Origin of the sequence: Microbacterium trichothecenolyticum (genome assembly GCF_041938625.1) — a bacterium.
Classification (GTDB): domain Bacteria; phylum Actinomycetota; class Actinomycetes; order Actinomycetales; family Microbacteriaceae; genus Microbacterium; species Microbacterium trichothecenolyticum_D.
Genome location: NZ_CP169427.1, coordinates 1,316,148 through 1,333,253, shown reverse-complemented (window position 1 = coordinate 1,333,253; position 17,106 = coordinate 1,316,148). Strand labels below are relative to the sequence as shown.

Below are 17,106 nucleotides of genomic sequence, written 5' to 3'. Positions count from 1 at the left end.
GCACGCGGGCATCACGCGCCGACCTCCGCGGACGCCGCGGGAACGGATGCCTCGGCCGAGGCATCCGTCTCGCCCACGGGCTCCTTCGCGACCAGCGTGAGGACGTCGTAGGTCGCGACGGTCTCCTCGCGCTGGTTGAGGATGACGGCGTCCCACCGCACCTCGCCGTACTCGTCGGTCTCGCGCGGGGTGATCTGCTTCGCCGTGAGCACGACGCGGATCTCGTCGCCGGGTGACACCGGCGTCATGAATCGCAGGTGCTCGAGGCCGTAGTTGGCGAGCACGGGTCCGGGCTCGGGGTCGACGAAGAGTCCCGCGGCCCACGACACGAGCAGGTAGCCGTGAGCGACCCGACCGGGGAAGAACGGGTTGGCCGCAGCGGCCTCCTCATCCATGTGGGCGTAGAACAGGTCGCCCGTGAAGTTCGCGAACGTCTCGATGTCGTCGAGCGTCACCGGGCGCAGCGGCGACGCCACCTGGTCGCCGATCGCGAGTTCGGCGAGCGACTTGCGGAACGGGTGACGATCGGAACGGGATGCTGCGCCCTGGTGCCACACGCCGGTCAAGGCGGTGAGCATCGCGGGCGAGCCCTGCACCGCGGTGCGCTGCATGTGGTGCAGGACAGCGCGGATGCCGCCGAGCTCCTCACCGCCACCTGCGCGGCCGGGCCCGCCGTGCACGAGGTGCGGCACCGGCGCGCCGTGGCCCGTCGATGTGCGCGCGTCGTCGCGGTCGAGGAACAGCAGGCGCCCGTTGTAGGCGGCGGTGCGGGCGAGCAGAGTCGCGGCGACCGCAGGGTCGGCGGTCGCGACACTGGTCACGAGTGAGCCTCCACCGCGGCCCACGAGGTCGGCGGCTTCATCCACGGTGCGGTAGGCCAGCACGCTCGCGACCGGCCCGAAGGCCTCGACGTCGTGCACGGCGTCGGGCAGCGCGTCGGCCGCGCCGTCGAAGCCGATCACGATCGGGGTGATGAAGGCCCCTTCGGGCGCGGAACCCGTCGAGCCGTCGGCGCGCGTCACGGTCGGGGCATCCGTGGCCCCGAGCAGGATGCGGCCGCCCGCGGCTTCGAGCTCGCCGACGGCGCGCAGCACCTCGTCGCGCTGCGCGAGCGAGACGAGCGGGCCCATCGTGACGCCCTCGGCGTGGGGATCACCCACGACGACGCGCTCGGCGATCTTGTCGCCGAGGGCCCGGACGAGAGGCTCGACCGCGTCGGCCGGCACGATGGCGCGCCGGATCGCGGTGCACTTCTGCCCCGCCTTCGTCGTGAGCTCGGCCATGAGCTGCGTGACGTACGCGTCGAATTCGGGCGTGCCGGGCACGGCGTCGGGGCCGAGCACGGACGCGTTGATCGAGTCGGTCTCGCTCGTGAACCGCACGCCGGGCGCCGCCTGCTCCCGGAGCCGGGAAGCCGTCGACGCGCTGCCGGTGAAGCCGACGAGGTCGCCGAGCCCGAGGTGGTCGAAGAGTCCGGGAACAGCGCCGCTCACCAGCTGGAGCGAGCCGGCGGGCAGCCGGCCGGTCTCGACGAGGATGCGCACCCACGCCTCCGCGACATACGCCGTCGGGGTCGCCGGCTTAACGATCGTGGGCACGCCCGCGAGGAAGGCCGGGGCGAACTTCTCGAGCGCGCCCCACATCGGGAAGTTGAAGGCGTTGATCTGCACGGCGACACCCGGCAGCCGCGTGTACACGTGACGGCCGAGGAAGGAGCCGTCCTTCGACAGCGGCTCGACCGGGCCGTCGAGGTACACCTGGGCGTTGGGCAGTTCGCGCCGCCCCTTCGACGAGTAGGTGAAGAGCACGCCGATGCCGCCGTCGACGTCGCTCAGCGAGTCGCGCGTCGTCGCACCGGCGCGCTTCGACAGCTCGTAGAGCTCCTCCTTGCGCGCCGTGAGGGCGATGCCGAACTCCTTCAGCAGCAGCGCGCGCTGGTGGAAGGTCAGAGCACCGAGGCTCGCCTGCCCGACGGTGCGCGCGTGGGCGATCGCGCCGGCGAGGTCGATGCCGTCGCTGCTGACGAGCGTCACGACCTCGCCGGTCGACGCATCACGCACGTCCGTCGCCCCCGCGTCGGAGACCGGAGTCCACCACTCGTCGCGGAGGTAGCTGGGGAGGATGCCGGTCCCTGTCCGCTCGATCATCACTGTTCACTCCATTCGTAGAAGCCGCGGCCGGTCTTGCGGCCGAGATGTCCGTCGGCGACGAGGCGCCTGAGCAGCTCCGGGGGCGCGAACCGCTCCCCCAGCTCGCGGTGCAGCTCTTCGGCGATGCCGAGTCGCACGTCGAGCCCGACGAGGTCCGTCGTACGGAGCGGACCGACCGGGTGCCGGTACCCGAGCTCCATCGCCGCGTCGATGTCGGCGGCGGACGCCACGCCCTCCTCGAGCATGCGGATCGCCTCGAGCCCGAGCGCGACGCCGAGCCTCGACGATGCGAAGCCCGGGCTGTCGCGCACGACGATCGGGGTCTTGCCGAGCGCGGCGGTCCAGCTCTTGGCGTCGTCGACGAGCACGGCGTCGGTCGCGGCGCCGGTGACCACCTCGACGAGCTGCGACGCCGGCACGGGGTTGAAGAAGTGCAGGCCCAGGAACCGCTCCGGGCGAGCGAGGCCCGATGCGAGGTCGTCGATCGAGATGGACGAGGTGTTCGTGGCGAGCGCCGCCTCCGGCGCGAGAACGCGCTCGGCGCGGCCGAGAGCCTCGAGCTTCAGCGACCGATCCTCCGGGACCGCTTCGATCACGAGTCCGCAGCCGGCCAGGGCCGCAGCATCCGTCGCCGTCCCGAACGCTGCGGCGAGCGCGCCGTAACCGATCTCTGTCGTGCCGCGTTCGACACTGCGCCGCATGCTCTCGAGAAGTCGAGCGGATGCTGCGGCCGCCGCCTCGTCGTCGCGCTCGACCACGACGACCTCGGCGCCGGCGAGCACGAACGCGTGCGCGATGCCCGCGCCCATGCGCCCGCCGCCGATCACCCCGACCCGCCCGGGCACGCTCGCCGACGCAGCGCGTTTCGACTCGCTTCGCTCGCTGAACGAACGGGAACCGCCCTCGGCCGCGCTCATCGCTTCTTCCTGTCGAGGAACGCGGCCATGCGCCGGTCCTTCTCGGGGCTCTCGAAGAGCTGCGCCTGCAGCTCCAGCTCGATCTCGGGGTGCGCCGAGCGCGGGGCGAGCAACGCCGTCTTCGTGTGACGCGTCGCCAGCGGATCGTTGTGCGCGATGCGGTCGGCGATCGCGTGGGCCGCGGCGAGCAGATCTGCGGCCTCGTACACCGACGACACGAGTCCCCAGTCGACGGCGGTGTCGGCATCCAGGATTCGTCCGGTCAGCAGCATCTCGGCCGCCCGCGCCTCGCCCACGATCTCGGGCAGGCGCCACGTCGCACCGGCGGCCGCGATGATGCCGAGGCCGGTCTCGGGGTTGCCGATCTTGAGGCTCGGCGTGCCGATGCGGATGTCGGCCGCGTACGCGAGTTCGGCCCCGCCGCCCAGCGCGTAGCCGTCGATGGCGGCGATGACCGGCATCGGCAGATTGCGCACCCGCGTGAACGCGCGGGTGTTGATGCCGCGGCGAGCCTCGCCGGCGCGGCGCTGGCGCAGCTGCGCGATGTCGGCGCCTGAGGCGAACACGCCGTCGGACCCGATGATGATCAGCGTGCGCGGCTCGCGCTCGAGCTCGCCGCACAGCTCGTGCAGGCGGTCGATCGTGTCCTGGTCGATGGCGTTGCGCACCTCCGGCCGCGAGAGCGTCGCGACGACGCGGTCCTCGCGGCGCTGGACCTTGAGCGACTCAGGCATCGGCATCCTCTCGATCCGCTCCGTCGCGGTCTCGCGCCCATAATATCTGATCGATCGTTCAGTAATGCCATCGTGTTGTGCGGCGTCCGTGCCGACGGGTGCCAGACTGGGCGCATGTCCGCGAGCACCGACGCCTCCCCCGCGCGACGCGGACGGCCGGGCTACGACCGCGAACAGGTGCTGGCGGTCGCCGTCGCCCTCTTCAACGAGCAGGGATACGACGCGACGTCCGTCGCCCATCTCGCCTCACGCCTGGGCCTCACGAAGTCCGCGCTGTATCACCACTTCGACTCGAAGGAGCAGCTGCTCATGCTCGCCCTCGATGAGGCGCTCGACGGCCTGGAGGGCGTGCTCGACGAGCCCGAGGCTTCGGCGGGCGACCCGGCCGAACGACTCGGTGCGGTCCTCCGCGGGGCGGTGCGCGTGCTCGTCGACAAGCTCCCCTATGTCACCCTCCTGCTGCGCGTGCGCGGCAACAGCGACGTCGAACGCGCCGCCCTCGAGCGCCGGCGCGCGTTCGACCACCGCGTGACAGCCCTCGTGGCCGAGGCGCAGCGCGCCGGGCAGGTGCGCGCGGATGTCGACGGCGCCGTGGCCACGCGCCTGGTGTTCGGCATGGTCAACTCGATCGTCGAGTGGTATCGCCCCGGCGGCCCGGTCGACCGCGAGCGCCTCGCCCACGACGTCGTCGCCGTCGCACTCGACGGCATGCGCACCCGCTGAACGCACGGATGCTGCGCCCCCGAGCCTGCACAGCGGCTCAGGGGCGCAGCATCCGTCTCCCGAAGGGTCAGGCCTGGGAGAGGCCGTAGATGGGGCTGACCGACTGCTCGGCCTCGTGGTCGGGGCCGAGCGGGATGCCGGAGCGGTCGCGCAGCAGCAGCGTCGCGATCAGGCCGACCACCGTCATGCCGGCGAGGTACCACGTGACCGACATCGTCGATCCGGTCGCCTGCACGAGGGCCGTCGCGATGGTCGGGGCGAACGCGCCGCCCAGGATCGCGCCGATGGCGTACGAGATCGAGACGCCCGAGAAGCGGATGGATGCCGGGAACAGCTCCGAGTAGAGCGCAGCCTGAGGGCCATAGGTGAAGCCGAGGCCGATCGTGAGGATCGCGAGACCGAGGAACAGCAGCCAGATGTTCCCGGTGTTCACGAGCGGGAAGAGCAGGAACACGCCCGCCAGCTGCAGGATCCAGCCGATGATGTAGGTCGTGCGGCGCCCGATGCGGTCGGAGATGAAGCCGGCGGACAGCGTCGACAGCAGCCACGTGACGGCGGAGCCCGCGACGGCCCACAGCACGGGTCCGCGCTCGAGGGCGAGCGGCCCCTCGGGGTTCGTCGAGTAGCCCTGGATGTACCCGCCGGTCGTCATGTACCCGACGGCGTTGTTGCCGGCGAAGACCAGCGCGGCGATGATCACGAGCAGCAGGTGCTTGCGGAAGAGCGTGATGATCGGCATGCGCGCCTTCTCCTTGCGCTCGGCGAGCTCGGCGAAGACCGGGCTCTCCTCGACGCGGCGGCGCACGTAGTAGCCGACGAGGATCAGCACGACGCTGAGCAGGAACGGCACGCGCCAGCCCCACACGAGGAACGCGTCGCCGGGGGCGATCATCGCCATGAGCGCCATGACGCCCGAGGCGAGCAGCAGGCCGAGCGGCACGCCGATCTGCGGCGACGCACCGAACGCGCCGCGGTTCTTCTTCGGGGCGTGCTCGACGGCCATCAGCACCGCGCCACCCCATTCTCCACCGGCCGAGACACCCTGCAGGATGCGCAGGAGGACGAGCAGGATCGGCGCCGCGACCCCGATCGCCTCGTAGGTCGGCAGCACACCGATGAGAGCGGTCGCCGCACCCATGAGGATCAGCGTCCACATGAGCACGACCTTGCGTCCGTACTTGTCGCCGAAGTGGCCGGCGAGGAAGGCGCCGAGCGGGCGGAACAGGAAGCTCACGCCGACCGTGGCGAAGGCGACGATCGCACTGTTGGCGCCGAGCGGCGCGAAGAACAGCTGGCCGAAGACCAGGCCGACCGCGGTCGCGTAGATGAAGAAGTCGTACCACTCGACGGTCGTGCCGACGACGGTCGCGAAGACGACGCGACGGCGATCGGTGGATGCTGCGATGGTTCCGGTGGGTGTGAACCCCTGGGGTTGCGTTGTGCTCATGGTGACTCCTATGTCGGGGGCTGACGGCGTCGTCGCCGGCGGACCGTTGGGGATGGTTGCCGGATCCGGCACGATCATATACGATTTCGAATACGACGCAACAGGTTGATTCGAGTGAGGGAGCTCATGGACGAGATCACGGATGCCGCAGACCGCCGTTTCGCGGCCCTCCCCGGCCGTCCGGGCAAGATCGTCGCGATCCACCTCAGTTATGCGTCGCGTGCGGATCAGCGCGGGCGTCGGCCGCAGCATCCGTCGTACTTCTTCAAGCCGTCGAGTTCGATCGCGGCCTCGGGCGACACCATCGAGCGGCCCGTCGGCACCGAGCTGCTCGCCTTCGAGGGCGAGATCGCGCTCGTGGTCGGCACCCCGGCCCGGCGCGTGGGGATCGCCGATGCGTGGGACCACGTCGCGTGGGTCACCGCCGCCAACGACTTCGGGCTCTACGACCTGCGTGCGAACGACAAAGGCTCCAACGTGCGCTCCAAGGGCGGCGACGGCTACACGCCCGTCGGGCCCGCCCTCATCGACGCCCGCGCGATCGACCCGTCCGCGTTGCGGGTTCGCACGTGGCTCAACGGCGACATCGTGCAGGACGACACCGCAGCGGGCATGATCTTCCCGCTCGTCCAGCTCGTCGCCGACCTCTCGCAGCACTTCACGCTCGAGACCGGCGATGTGATCCTCACCGGCACGCCGGCCGGCTCGTCGGTGGCGCAACCCGGCGATGTCGTCGAGGTCGAGGTCGATGTGCCCGGCGGCCCGTCGTCGGGCCGACTCGTGACGACGGTGGTGCAGGGCTCGGAGGCGTTCGACGCGGAGCTCGGGTCGCTGCCCGCGGTCGACGACCTGCAGCGCACCGAGGCCTGGGGCTCGCGCGAGGCGGCCGGCCTGCCCGCGGCCGAGCCTCCCGAATCAGGAGATCTGGCGAACGCAGGACGTTCGGCCGCGAATTCTCCTGTATCCACCAGATCTCCTGTTCTCAGCGACGCGCTGCGCGCCAAGCTCGACGTGGTGCCCGTCGCGGGCCTGTCGGCGCAGCTGCGCAAGCGCGGGCTCGACAACGTGCACATCGACGGCGTGCGGCCGCTGCATCCGGAAGCGAAGCTCGTGGGCACGGCCCGTACGCTGCGGTTCGTGCCGAACCGCGAAGACCTGTTCACGTCGCACGGCGGCGGCTACAACGCGCAGAAGCGCGTGTTCGACGCCGTCGGCGACGGCGAGGTGGTCGTCATCGAGGCGCGCGGCGAGGCCGGCTCCGGCACGCTCGGCGACATCCTCGCGATCCGCGCCCACGCCCGCGGCGCGGCCGGCATCGTCACCGACGGCGGGGTGAGGGATACTGCGGCCGTCGCGGCGGTCGGCATCCCGGTCTACTCCTCCGGCGCCCACCCCGCGGTGCTCGGTCGCAAGCACGTCCCGTGGGACGCGGACGTCACGATCGCGTGCGGCGGCACCACCGTCCAGCCCGGCGACGTCATCGTCGGCGACGCGGACGGGGTCGTCGTGATCCCGCCCGGGATCGTCGAAGAGGTCGTCGACGCGGCGCTCGCCCAGGAGGACGAGGATGCCTGGATCGCCGACCGCGTCGCGGAGGGGCATCCCGTCGACGGGCTCTTCCCGATGAACGCCGAATGGCGCGCGAAGTACGACGCCCGAGAGGAGGGCCGCGCATGAGCCCGACCGAAGCCGACACGCTCAGCAAGTCGCAGCAGGCGTACCGCTGGATCAAGGAGCGCATCGCCAACCAGGAGTTCACGCCCGGGTACCGGCTCGTGCTCGGCACCATCGCGGGCGAGCTCGATATGAGCGTCGTGCCGGTGCGCGAGGCCATCCGCCAGCTCGAGGCCGAAGGGCTCGTGACGTTCGAACGCAATGTCGGCGCCCGTGTCTCGATGGTCGACGACTCGCAGTACCGGTACAGCATGCAGGCGCTGTCGATCCTCGAGGGCACCGCGACCGCGCTGGCCGCCCGCCGCCTCACGGCCGACGACATCCGCAACGCGCGTCGCATCAACGAGCTGATGATCGAGACGCTCGAGCACTTCGACCCGCGCGCATTCACCGCGCTCAACCAGGAGTTCCACGCGGCGCTGTTCGAGAAGTGCGCGAACCCGCGAATGCTCGACCTCGTGCACGCCGAGTGGGCCCGCCTCGGGCACCTGCGCGACTCGACGTTCAGCTTCGTACCCGGCCGCGCCCAGGAGTCGGTGCGCGAGCACGAGAACATCCTCGTGCTCATCGAGACGGGCGCCCCTCTCGGCGAGATCGAGAAGGCCGCGCGACGCCACCGCTCGGCGACCCTCGACGCCTACATGATCCACGAGCACCCCGACGAGGCCCTGGGCCTTCCCGCGTTCTGACCGACGGATGCCGCGAGTAGCTCGCATCCGTCCCACAACCTCCGACGAAGGAGCAGCAATGACTGACACCACGACCGCCAGCACGACACGCGAAGCGCAGAGCGCCGGGGCGACGCGGCATGTGCCCGAAGGCCTGCCGAGCCGCATCCAGCACTACATCGACGGCGAGTTCGTCGACTCGGCCGACGGCGACACGTTCGACGTGCTCGACCCCGTGACCAACGAGACCTACGTGCAGGCCGCGGCCGGCAAGAAGGCCGATATCGACCGGGCCGTCGCCGCAGCGCGGCGCGCGTTCACCGAGGGACCGTGGCCCCGGATGCTGCCGCGCGAGCGCTCGCGGGTGCTGCACCGCATCGCCGACATCGTGGAGTCCCGCGATGCCCGGCTCGCCGAACTGGAGTCGTTCGACTCCGGCCTGCCGATCACGCAGGCCCTCGGCCAGGCGCGACGCGCCGCGGAGAACTTCCGGTTCTTCGCGGACCTGATCGTCGCGCAGGCCGACGACGCCTACAAGGTGCCGGGCCGGCAGATGAACTACGTGAACCGCAAGCCGATCGGCGTCGCCGGGCTCATCACGCCGTGGAACACGCCGTTCATGCTCGAGTCGTGGAAGCTCGGCCCGGCGCTCGCGACCGGCAACACCGTCGTGCTGAAGCCCGCCGAGTTCACGCCGCTCTCGGCGTCGCTGTGGGCAGGGATCTTCGAGGAGGCGGGCCTCCCCCAGGGCGTGTTCAACCTCGTCAACGGACTCGGCGAGGACGCCGGCGACGCGCTGGTGAAGCATCCGGACGTGCCGCTGATCTCGTTCACGGGCGAGTCCCGCACCGGGCAGATCATCTTCGGCAACGCAGCTCCCTTCCTCAAGGGCCTGTCGATGGAGCTCGGCGGCAAGAGCCCGGCCGTGGTGTTCGCCGACGCCGACCTCGAGGCCGCCATCGACGCCACGATCTTCGGCGTGTTCTCGCTGAACGGCGAGCGCTGCACCGCGGGCTCGCGCATCCTTGTGGAGCGCCCGATCTACGACGAGTTCGTCAAGCGCTACGCCGCGCAGGCCGACCGCGTCGTCGTCGGCTACCCGCACGACCCGAAGACCGAGGTCGGGGCTCTGGTGCACCCGGAGCACTACGACAAGGTCGTCTCGTACATCGAGATCGGCAAATCCGAGGCGCGCCTGGTCGCCGGCGGCGACCGCCCCGACGGGTTCGACAGCGGCAACTTCGTGCGTCCCACGGTGTTCGCCGACGTCGCCCCGGACGCGCGGATCTTCCAAGAGGAGATCTTCGGCCCGGTCGTCGCGATCACCCCGTTCGACACCGACGAGGAGGCCCTCGAGCTCGCCAACGGCGTGCGCTACGGCCTCGCCGCGTACGTCTGGACCAACGACCTCAAGCGCGCCCACAACTTCTCGCAGGCGATCGAGGCCGGCATGGTGTGGCTCAACTCGAACAACGTGCGGGACCTCCGCACCCCGTTCGGCGGCGTCAAGGCCTCGGGCCTCGGCCACGAGGGCGGCTACCGCTCCATCGACTTCTACACCGACCAGCAGGCCGTGCACATCACGCTCGGCCCCGCCCACAACCCCACCTTCGGAAAGGCGGATGCCGCCGGCCACTGAGGGCCGCAGCATCCGTTTCCCCAGACTCGACGCAAGGACGCGACATGACCCACCGTGACCAGATGACCCGCACTTCCTCCGGCTTCTACGTGAGCCAGGAGGCGCCGATCCTCTCCGACAACCCGATCCCCACGCCGCACGCGAGCCCGCCCGACATCCTGCGCTGCGCGTACATGGAGCTCGTCGTCACCGACCTGCTCGCGTCGCGCGAGTTCTACGTCGACGTGCTCGGCCTCTACGTCACTGAGGAGGACGAGAACACGATCTACCTCCGTTCCACGGAGGAGTTCATCCACCACAACCTGGTGCTCCGCCAGGGGCCGGTGGCCGCGGTCGCCGCGTTCTCGTACCGCGTCCGCACCCCCGAGGACCTCGACAAGGCGGTCGCCTTCTACGACGAGCTCGGCTGCCGCATCGAGCGCCGGCCCGACGGGTTCACCAAGGGCATCGGCGACTCGGTGCGCGTGACCGACCCGCTCGGCTTCCCGTACGAGTTCTTCTACGCGACCGAGCACGTCGAGCGTCTCTCGTGGCGGTACGACCTGCATACTCCCGGCGAGCTCGTGCGCCTGGACCACTTCAACCAGGTCACGCCCGACGTCCCCCGAGCGGTCAACTTCATGCAGTCGCTGGGCTTCCGCGTCACCGAGGACATCCAGGACGAGGAGGGCACCGTCTACGCGGCCTGGATGCGCCGGAAGCCCACGGTGCACGACACCGCGATGACCGGCGGTGACGGACCGCGCATGCACCACGTCGCCTTCGCCACCCACGAGAAGCACAACATCCTGGCGATCTGCGACAAGCTCGGCGCGCTCCGTCGCTCCGACGCGATCGAGCGCGGGCCGGGACGCCACGGCGTGAGCAACGCCTTCTACCTCTACCTGCGCGACCCCGACGGGCACCGCGTCGAGATCTACACGCAGGACTACTACACCGGCGACCCCGACAACCCCGTGGTCACGTGGGACGTGCACGACAACCAGCGCCGCGACTGGTGGGGCAACCCCGTCGTGCCGTCCTGGTACACCGAGGCCTCTCTCGTGCTCGACCTCGACGGCAACCCGCAGCCCGTGGTCGCCCGCACGGATTCGTCCGAGATGGCGGTCACGATCGGCGCCGACGGCTTCTCGTACACGCGCCCCGACGACCAGGCCGAAGAGATGCCCAGTTGGAAGCAGGGCGAGTACAAGCTCGGCCACCAGCTCTAGCCGCGGCCGAGGCATCCGCCCTCCTCTGCTCGCCTGTCGCGAAATGCCCGGCCATGCGACACATCGCGACAGGTGAGCAGGAGGTCTCGAGCCGCAGACCCCCACCATCACTGCTCACCTGTCACGTTGTGCCGGCGAGGGCGACGCTTCGTGACAGGCGAGCAGGAAGACCTCGACCTCAGAAGGAGAGACGGATGCTGCACCCCGACGACATCGCCGCGATCGCGGCCGAGCTGGCCGAGGCCGACCGCACGCACAGCGTGATCCCGCGCATCACGGCGCGCTACCCCGACGCGACGGTCGAGGACTCGTACGCGATCCAGGGGGTGTGGCGCGACCAGAACATCGCCGCCGGACGCACGCTCGTGGGCCGCAAGATCGGGCTCACCTCGAAGGCGATGCAGCAGGCGACGGGCATCACCGAGCCGGACTACGGCGTGATGTTCGACGACACCGTCTACGAATCGGGCGCCGAGATCCCCGTCGAGAAGTTCTCGAACGTGCGCATCGAGGTCGAGCTCGCGTTCGTGCTGAAGACACCGCTCGAGGGCCCCGACTGCACGCTCGACGACGCCCTCGCGGCGATCGACTACGCCGTGCCGGCCCTCGAGGTGCTGAACTCGCACATCGAGCTCGAGGGTCGCACCATCGTCGACACCATCAGCGACAACGCGGCCTACGGCGCGATGGTGCTCGGCGACATCCACAAGCGTCCCGACGAGATCGACCTGCGCTGGATTCCCGGTGTGCTGAGCCGCAACGGCGAGATCGAGGAGACCGGCGTCGCCGCCGGCGTGCTCGGGCACCCCGCGACCGGCGTCGCCTGGCTTGCGAACAAGTTCCACCAGCACGGCGCGCGGCTCGAGGCGGGCGAGATCATCCTCGCCGGCTCGTTCACGCGCCCCATGTGGGTGTCGCGGGGCGATACCGTCAGGTGCGACTACGGACCACTGGGAGTGATCGAATGCCGCTTCGTCTGAACCCGACCTTTCGCGACGCCCTCGCGCACGCCGACCGCTCGCTCGCGGGGATGTGGGTATGCACGGGCTCGCCGCTCGTCGCCGAGATCTGCGCCGGCGCGGGCCTGGACTGGGTGCTCATCGACATGGAGCACTCCCCCAACGGCCTCGAGTCCGTTCTGGCCCAGCTGCAGGCGGTCGCCGCCTACCCGGTCACCCCGCTCGTGCGCGTGCCGATCGGCGACGTCGTGACGATCAAGCAGGTGCTCGATCTCGGAGCCCAGAACATCCTCGTGCCGATGGTGTCTTCGAGGACGGATGCTGAGGCCGCCGTCGCAGCCGTGCGCTACCCCCCGCGGGGCACGCGTGGCGTGGGCTCCGCGCTCGCGCGGTCGGCCCGCTGGAATCGCGTCGACGGCTACCTCCAGGACGCCGACGCCCACGTGTCGCTGTTCGTCCAGATCGAGACGGCGGCCGGTGTGGAGGCGGCCGGCGAGATCGCAGCCGTCGACGGCGTGGACGGCGTCTTCGTCGGCCCCAGTGACCTGGCCGCCTCGATGGGCGTGCTCGGCCAGCAGACGCACCCCGACGTCATCGCCGCCGTCCACCGCACGTTCGACGCCGTCCGCGCGGCCGGCAAGCCCGTCGGCGTCAATGCCTTCGACCCCGCCGCGGCACAGGCGTACCTCGATGCCGGCGCATCGTTCGTGCTGGTCGGCGCCGACGTCGGGCTCCTGGCCCGCGGGTCGGAGGACCTCGCCGCGCGCTTCATCCCCGCGGGCCACGCCACCGAGCGCGCCTCGTACTGAGCCGCCGCGACGCTGTCAAGGTGCACCGCGACCGCCCGCCGGGGTGACACGCTGGGACCATGAAGCGCGATGTCTCCAGCCGCATCACCATGAACGTCACCGAGCCCGCCGAAATGGTCTTCGCCGTCTCGGCCTCTCGCCACTACTCCCCCGAATCCGAACGCCTCACGGCGACCGTCGACGGGAACGCCGTCGAGTGCGAAGAGCTCCTCGATGCGCACGGCACACGCCTGCACCGGGTGATCGCCCCCGCCGGAGACTTCGTGCTGGAGTACAGCGCCGCACTCGCGGCGGGCGAGCCGGCCGCCGGGGATGACGTCGAGCGGCTCGTCTATCTCCGGCAGAGCCGCTATGCCGAGTCCGATGCGATGGCCCCGACCGCGGCAGCGGAGTTCCGCGGCATCGACGGGGCCGTCGAGCTGCTGAGCGCCGTGTCGTCATGGGTAGGCACGAGGCTCTCGTACGTGCCCGGCTCTTCGCTTCCCACCGACGGGGCCACCCGCACCCTGCTCGCCCGCCAGGGCGTCTGCCGCGACTACGCCCACCTGTGCATCGCGCTGCTGCGAGGGCTCGGCATCCCCGCGCGCATGGTCGCGGTGTACGCGCCAGGACTCACGCCCATGGACTTCCACGCCGTCGCCGAGGCGTGGATCGACGGCGCGTGGCGGGTGGTCGACGCCACCACGCTCGCCCCCCGCTCGAGTCTGGTGCGCATCTCCACAGGACGCGATGCCGCCGACACGGCGTTCCTCACGGTGGTCTCCGGCCGGGCCGACCTCGTCGACCTGCAGGTCACCGCCACCGCCGACGTGCTGCCCGACGACGATCTGACGCAGTTGGTCTCCCTCGCCTGAGCGCGCCTCGTCCTGACAGGCGCGCGCGGGGGCGCAGCATCCGTTCCCCTTCGTCATCCGGACGTGGCACAGTGAATCCATGAAGAAGTGGGTCGTGCGGTTCGCGTCGCTGCTGGTGTTCAACATCGTCGTGCTGCTGATCGTCGGCTGGCTCACGCCCGCGCGCGTCGGCTGGGCGGCGCTGTGGGCGGGCATCGTGCTCACGGCCCTCGTCATCTGGATCAAGCCGCTCGTCGAGAAGTGGTTCCGCTCGATGGCGGCGAAGTCGGCGAACCAGCGCACCAAGGCTGGAGAGAAGCTCGTCGAGTTCCTGCTCGCCTTCGCCGTCGCGTTCCTCGTCTGGATCGTCACCGTCGTCTTCACCGGCGTCTCGATCGGCGGTGGCATCTTCGGCGCGTTCTGGGGCTGGGTCATCCCGCCCGTGATCCTCCTCATCGGCTGGGCGATCTACGGCGCCATCGACGACAGGGTCGAGTCTCACGCGGGCACGCTCTACGACAGGGCGACCGGTTCGAAGGCCGGATCGACGGATGCTGCCACCCCGCCGATCCCTTCGCCCGAGGCATCCGCCGGCCGACGCGAACGGAACGACGGACTCACCGACGAGCAGCGACGCATGCTCGACGAACTCGGCAAGGGCTGATTCCGCCCGGCCTGTCGATCGGGGTGCCGGCCGATCGTCATAGGGGTGTCGACAGCTCTCCAGAAAGGACGACACCATGCGGTACGCACTCCTCCTCCACTACCCCGAGATGACTCCGGAAGACATGGGCGACGACGCCTGGGCCGAGGGCATGCGCGAGTTCGACGAGTACGCCAGAGCGCTCGACGACGCGGGCGTGCTGATCTCGGCCGAGGTGCTGCAGCCCTCCGCCGTGACCACGACCGTGACCGCACCCGACGGCACGCTGCGCGTGCAGGACGGCCCGTTCGCCGACACCAAGGAGCAGCTCGGCGGCACGTTCGTGATCGAGGTCGCCGACCTCGACGCCGCCATCGGCTGGGCCGGCAGGGCGCCGTCGATCACCTGGGGCACCGTCGAGGTGCGGCCGAGCGCCACCCGCTTCGAGAACGGCGCCTGGACTCCGTTCGCGAGCTGATGCCCGCGGCCTCCGACTCCCGCGCGGTCGCCGAGCGCACCGCGCGGGACTCGTACGGCCGCATCCTGGCCGTGGTCGCCGCGTCGACGCACGATGTCGCCCTCGCCGAGGACGCCCTCGCCGACGCGTTCGAACGGGCGCTGCGCACCTGGCCGGCGGCCGGCATCCCCGCCCATCCCGAAGGGTGGCTGGTCACCGTGGCCCGTAACCGACTGCGAGACGCCCTCTCGTCGGCGGCCCGCCGGACGGGCGTGCCGCTCGACGAGGGCATCGCCGCGGTGCGCGCCGACGAGCGGGAGGTCGACGCGCTCACGGCGCTGGAGCGTGCCGAGGCGATCCCCGATCGCCGGCTCGAGCTGCTCTTCGCGTGCGCGCACCCCGCGATCGACCCGGCCGTGCGCACGCCGCTGATGCTGCAGACCGTGCTGGGGTTCGAGGCCGCGGACATCGCGCGGACGTTCGGCATCGAGCCGTCGGCGATGGCCCAGCGGCTGGTGCGCGCCAAGCGGCGGATCCGGGATGCCGGCATCCCGTTCCGCGTGCCCACGCGCACCGACTTGCCGGCCCGGCTGCCGGCGGTGCTCGAGGCGATCTACGGCGCCTACGCCATCGGCTGGCTCGACCAGGGCGACGAACCGCGCGAGTCGCTCGCCGACGAGGCCCGGTGGCTCGCGGTGCTCACGGCCACGCTCCTCGGCGACGAGCCCGAGGCGTGGGGGCTGGCCGCACTGCTCACCTACGCGCAGTCGCGTGCGCCGGCGCGCGCAGACCTGCCCTGGCCCCCGCTCGACGAGCAGGACCCGGCGCGGTGGGATCGCTCGCTCATCGCCGAGGGCGCAGCGCTGCTGCGCCGCGCGTCGGCACTCGGGTCGCCGCTCGGGCGCTTCCAGCTCGAGGCGGCGATCCAGGCGGTGCACTGCGACCGCGCCCGCAGCGGCACCCTCGACGTCGAGGCCCTCGTGAAGCTCTACCGCGGGCTCGTCGCGATCGCGCCCACCGACGGTGCGCGACGGGCACTTGCGGCGGCGGAGGCGCGGCTCGCGTCGTGATCGTGGACGGGTGCCGGGGCCGCGGCATCCGTCCTCCGCATCGCGCTGTCGGAATCGGCGTCCGCTGCCGTTCGGAACCGCCGCGGATGCCGATTGCGGTAGCGCGAGCGCACCCGGCCTGGCGGGAACAGCCGCGGATGCCGATTCGCGCAGCGCGAGGACGTTGCGGAACGGATGCTGCGGATCCCGGTCTCCCCGGCATCGGACGTGTAACAAACCGACCCGCAACGGACCGCTTCGCCGAACCCGTGGCCAAGATGGAGGGATCCGCGCCGCGACAGCACGCACGCGCGGACACCCGACCCCTGGAGGCATCATGTCGCGCCGCATCGCTCTCATCCGCATCGCCGTCGTCGGCGTCGCCGTCGCGGCCCTCGCCCTGACCGGCTGCGCCTCGGGCTCCACCGCGGAGAGCAGCGAGTCGCCGGCCGCCGACGCGGGCTACCTCACGCCCGGCAAGCTCACCATCGCCACCGGCGAAACGGCGTACGAGCCGTATGTGATCGGCGATGACCCGGAGTCGGGCGAAGGGTTCGAGGCAGCCGTCGCGTACGCCGTCGCCGAGGAGCTCGGCTTCGCCGCCGAGGACGTCGAGTGGGTGCGGACGAGCTTCGAGTCGGCGATCGCGCCAGGACCGAAGAGCTTCGACTTCAACATCCAGCAGTACACGATCACCGACGAGCGCACACAGGCCGTCGACTTCTCGTCGCCGTACTACGAGGCGAGCCAGTCGGTGGTCGCGTTGAACGGCGGCGCGGCGGAGGGCGTGACGGACATCGCCGGACTCAAGGATCTGGTGCTGGGCGCGATGTCGGGATCCACGAGCGCGACGACGATCGAGGAGGCCATCGCCCCGACCACCTCACCGCAGCTCTACAGCTCGAACGAGGACGCGGTCGCCGCGCTCAAGGCGGGCCAGATCGACGCCATCGTGCTCGACACCCCCACCGCGTACACCGCCGTGAACTTCTACATCGAAGACTCCTTCACGGTGGGCGAGCTCCCGGCTGCGGGGGTTCCCGATCAGTGGGGCCTGCTGCTGGCGAAGGATTCCCCGCTGACGGCCGATGTCACCGCGGCCGTCGACACCCTCCGCGAGAACGGCACACTCGACGCCCTCGAGGAGGAGTGGCTCTCGGTGCTCAGCGAGGGCGTGACGCAGCTGAAGTGAC

Annotated in this window: 16 protein-coding genes; 12 read left to right on the top strand and 4 right to left on the bottom strand. The window is 70.8% G+C overall.

The features are described from left to right. Window positions 1-11: 11 nt before the first annotated feature. The 3 genes from paaZ to ACEYYH_RS05975 are packed head-to-tail and all read right to left on the bottom strand — an operon-like array spanning window position 12 to window position 3,801. Window positions 12-2,147 carry a phenylacetic acid degradation bifunctional protein PaaZ gene (gene paaZ, locus ACEYYH_RS05985; protein WP_374977343.1) on the bottom strand — a complete coding sequence of 712 codons (2,136 nt, stop codon included), beginning with the start codon at window positions 2,145-2,147 and terminating at the stop codon, window positions 12-14. Then, window positions 2,147-3,067 carry a 3-hydroxyacyl-CoA dehydrogenase family protein gene (locus tag ACEYYH_RS05980; protein WP_374977342.1) on the bottom strand — a complete coding sequence of 307 codons (921 nt, stop codon included), beginning with the start codon at window positions 3,065-3,067 and terminating at the stop codon, window positions 2,147-2,149. Before ACEYYH_RS05980 ends, paaZ begins: the two co-directional genes overlap by 1 nt. Next, entirely contained in the window at window positions 3,064-3,801 is a 738-nt protein-coding gene (locus ACEYYH_RS05975; RefSeq protein ID WP_374977341.1) for an enoyl-CoA hydratase/isomerase family protein, read from the bottom strand. The genes ACEYYH_RS05980 and ACEYYH_RS05975 overlap by 4 nt, the downstream gene beginning before the upstream one ends. 114 nt (window positions 3,802-3,915) lie before the next feature. Here ACEYYH_RS05975 and ACEYYH_RS05970 point away from each other — a divergent pair, with 114 nt between their 5' ends. Continuing rightward, complete coding sequence (locus ACEYYH_RS05970; RefSeq protein WP_374977340.1) at window positions 3,916-4,524, top strand: TetR/AcrR family transcriptional regulator; 609 nt, start codon at window positions 3,916-3,918, stop codon at window positions 4,522-4,524. 67 nt (window positions 4,525-4,591) lie between these two features. On the opposite strand, the gene ACEYYH_RS05965 is transcribed toward ACEYYH_RS05970, so the two are convergent. Continuing rightward, on the bottom strand, window positions 4,592-5,971 hold the full coding sequence (locus ACEYYH_RS05965) for an MFS transporter (RefSeq protein WP_374977339.1): 1,380 nt from the start codon (window positions 5,969-5,971) through the stop codon (window positions 4,592-4,594). Window positions 5,972-6,097: 126 nt separating this feature from the next. On the opposite strand from ACEYYH_RS05965, the gene ACEYYH_RS05960 reads away from it, so the two are divergent. The 11 genes from ACEYYH_RS05960 to ACEYYH_RS05910 all read left to right on the top strand — a co-directional run bounded on the left by ACEYYH_RS05960 (window position 6,098) and on the right by ACEYYH_RS05910 (window position 17,105). Next, window positions 6,098-7,648 (top strand): fumarylacetoacetate hydrolase family protein, encoded by a 1,551-nt coding sequence (locus tag ACEYYH_RS05960; RefSeq protein ID WP_374978168.1) that lies wholly within the window; start codon window positions 6,098-6,100, stop codon window positions 7,646-7,648. Continuing rightward, a complete protein-coding gene (locus ACEYYH_RS05955; protein ID WP_374977338.1) occupies window positions 7,645-8,334 on the top strand; it encodes a GntR family transcriptional regulator in 690 nt (229 codons plus the stop codon). Before ACEYYH_RS05960 ends, ACEYYH_RS05955 begins: the two co-directional genes overlap by 4 nt. A 58-nt stretch (window positions 8,335-8,392) precedes the next feature. Beyond that, the gene (gene hpaE, locus ACEYYH_RS05950) at window positions 8,393-9,952 is read left to right on the top strand and encodes a 5-carboxymethyl-2-hydroxymuconate semialdehyde dehydrogenase (RefSeq protein ID WP_374977337.1); all 1,560 of its coding nucleotides are present in this window, start codon (window positions 8,393-8,395) and stop codon (window positions 9,950-9,952) included. Between the two features lie 44 nt (window positions 9,953-9,996). Continuing rightward, window positions 9,997-11,163 (top strand): 3,4-dihydroxyphenylacetate 2,3-dioxygenase, encoded by a 1,167-nt coding sequence (hpaD, locus tag ACEYYH_RS05945; RefSeq protein WP_374977336.1) that lies wholly within the window; start codon window positions 9,997-9,999, stop codon window positions 11,161-11,163. Between the two features lie 194 nt (window positions 11,164-11,357). Beyond that, on the top strand, window positions 11,358-12,143 hold the full coding sequence (locus tag ACEYYH_RS05940; RefSeq protein ID WP_374977335.1) for a 2-keto-4-pentenoate hydratase: 786 nt from the start codon (window positions 11,358-11,360) through the stop codon (window positions 12,141-12,143). Beyond that, window positions 12,128-12,931, top strand: a complete 804-nt coding sequence (locus tag ACEYYH_RS05935) for an HpcH/HpaI aldolase/citrate lyase family protein (protein ID WP_374977334.1) — start codon at window positions 12,128-12,130, stop codon at window positions 12,929-12,931. Before ACEYYH_RS05940 ends, ACEYYH_RS05935 begins: the two co-directional genes overlap by 16 nt. 59 nt (window positions 12,932-12,990) lie before the next feature. After that, a complete protein-coding gene (locus tag ACEYYH_RS05930; protein ID WP_374977333.1) occupies window positions 12,991-13,785 on the top strand; it encodes a transglutaminase family protein in 795 nt (264 codons plus the stop codon). Window positions 13,786-13,864: 79 nt separating this feature from the next. Continuing rightward, a complete protein-coding gene (locus ACEYYH_RS05925; RefSeq protein ID WP_374977332.1) occupies window positions 13,865-14,428 on the top strand; it encodes a hypothetical protein in 564 nt (187 codons plus the stop codon). 76 nt (window positions 14,429-14,504) lie between these two features. Next, window positions 14,505-14,885: a YciI family protein gene (locus ACEYYH_RS05920; protein WP_374977331.1), complete on the top strand. Its 381-nt coding sequence runs from the start codon at window positions 14,505-14,507 to the stop codon at window positions 14,883-14,885. After that, the gene (locus ACEYYH_RS05915; RefSeq protein WP_374977330.1) at window positions 14,885-15,934 is read left to right on the top strand and encodes an RNA polymerase sigma factor; all 1,050 of its coding nucleotides are present in this window, start codon (window positions 14,885-14,887) and stop codon (window positions 15,932-15,934) included. Before ACEYYH_RS05920 ends, ACEYYH_RS05915 begins: the two co-directional genes overlap by 1 nt. 316 nt (window positions 15,935-16,250) lie before the next feature. Next, window positions 16,251-17,105, top strand: a complete 855-nt coding sequence (locus ACEYYH_RS05910) for a transporter substrate-binding domain-containing protein (RefSeq protein WP_374977329.1) — start codon at window positions 16,251-16,253, stop codon at window positions 17,103-17,105. Window position 17,106: the final 1 nt, after the last annotated feature.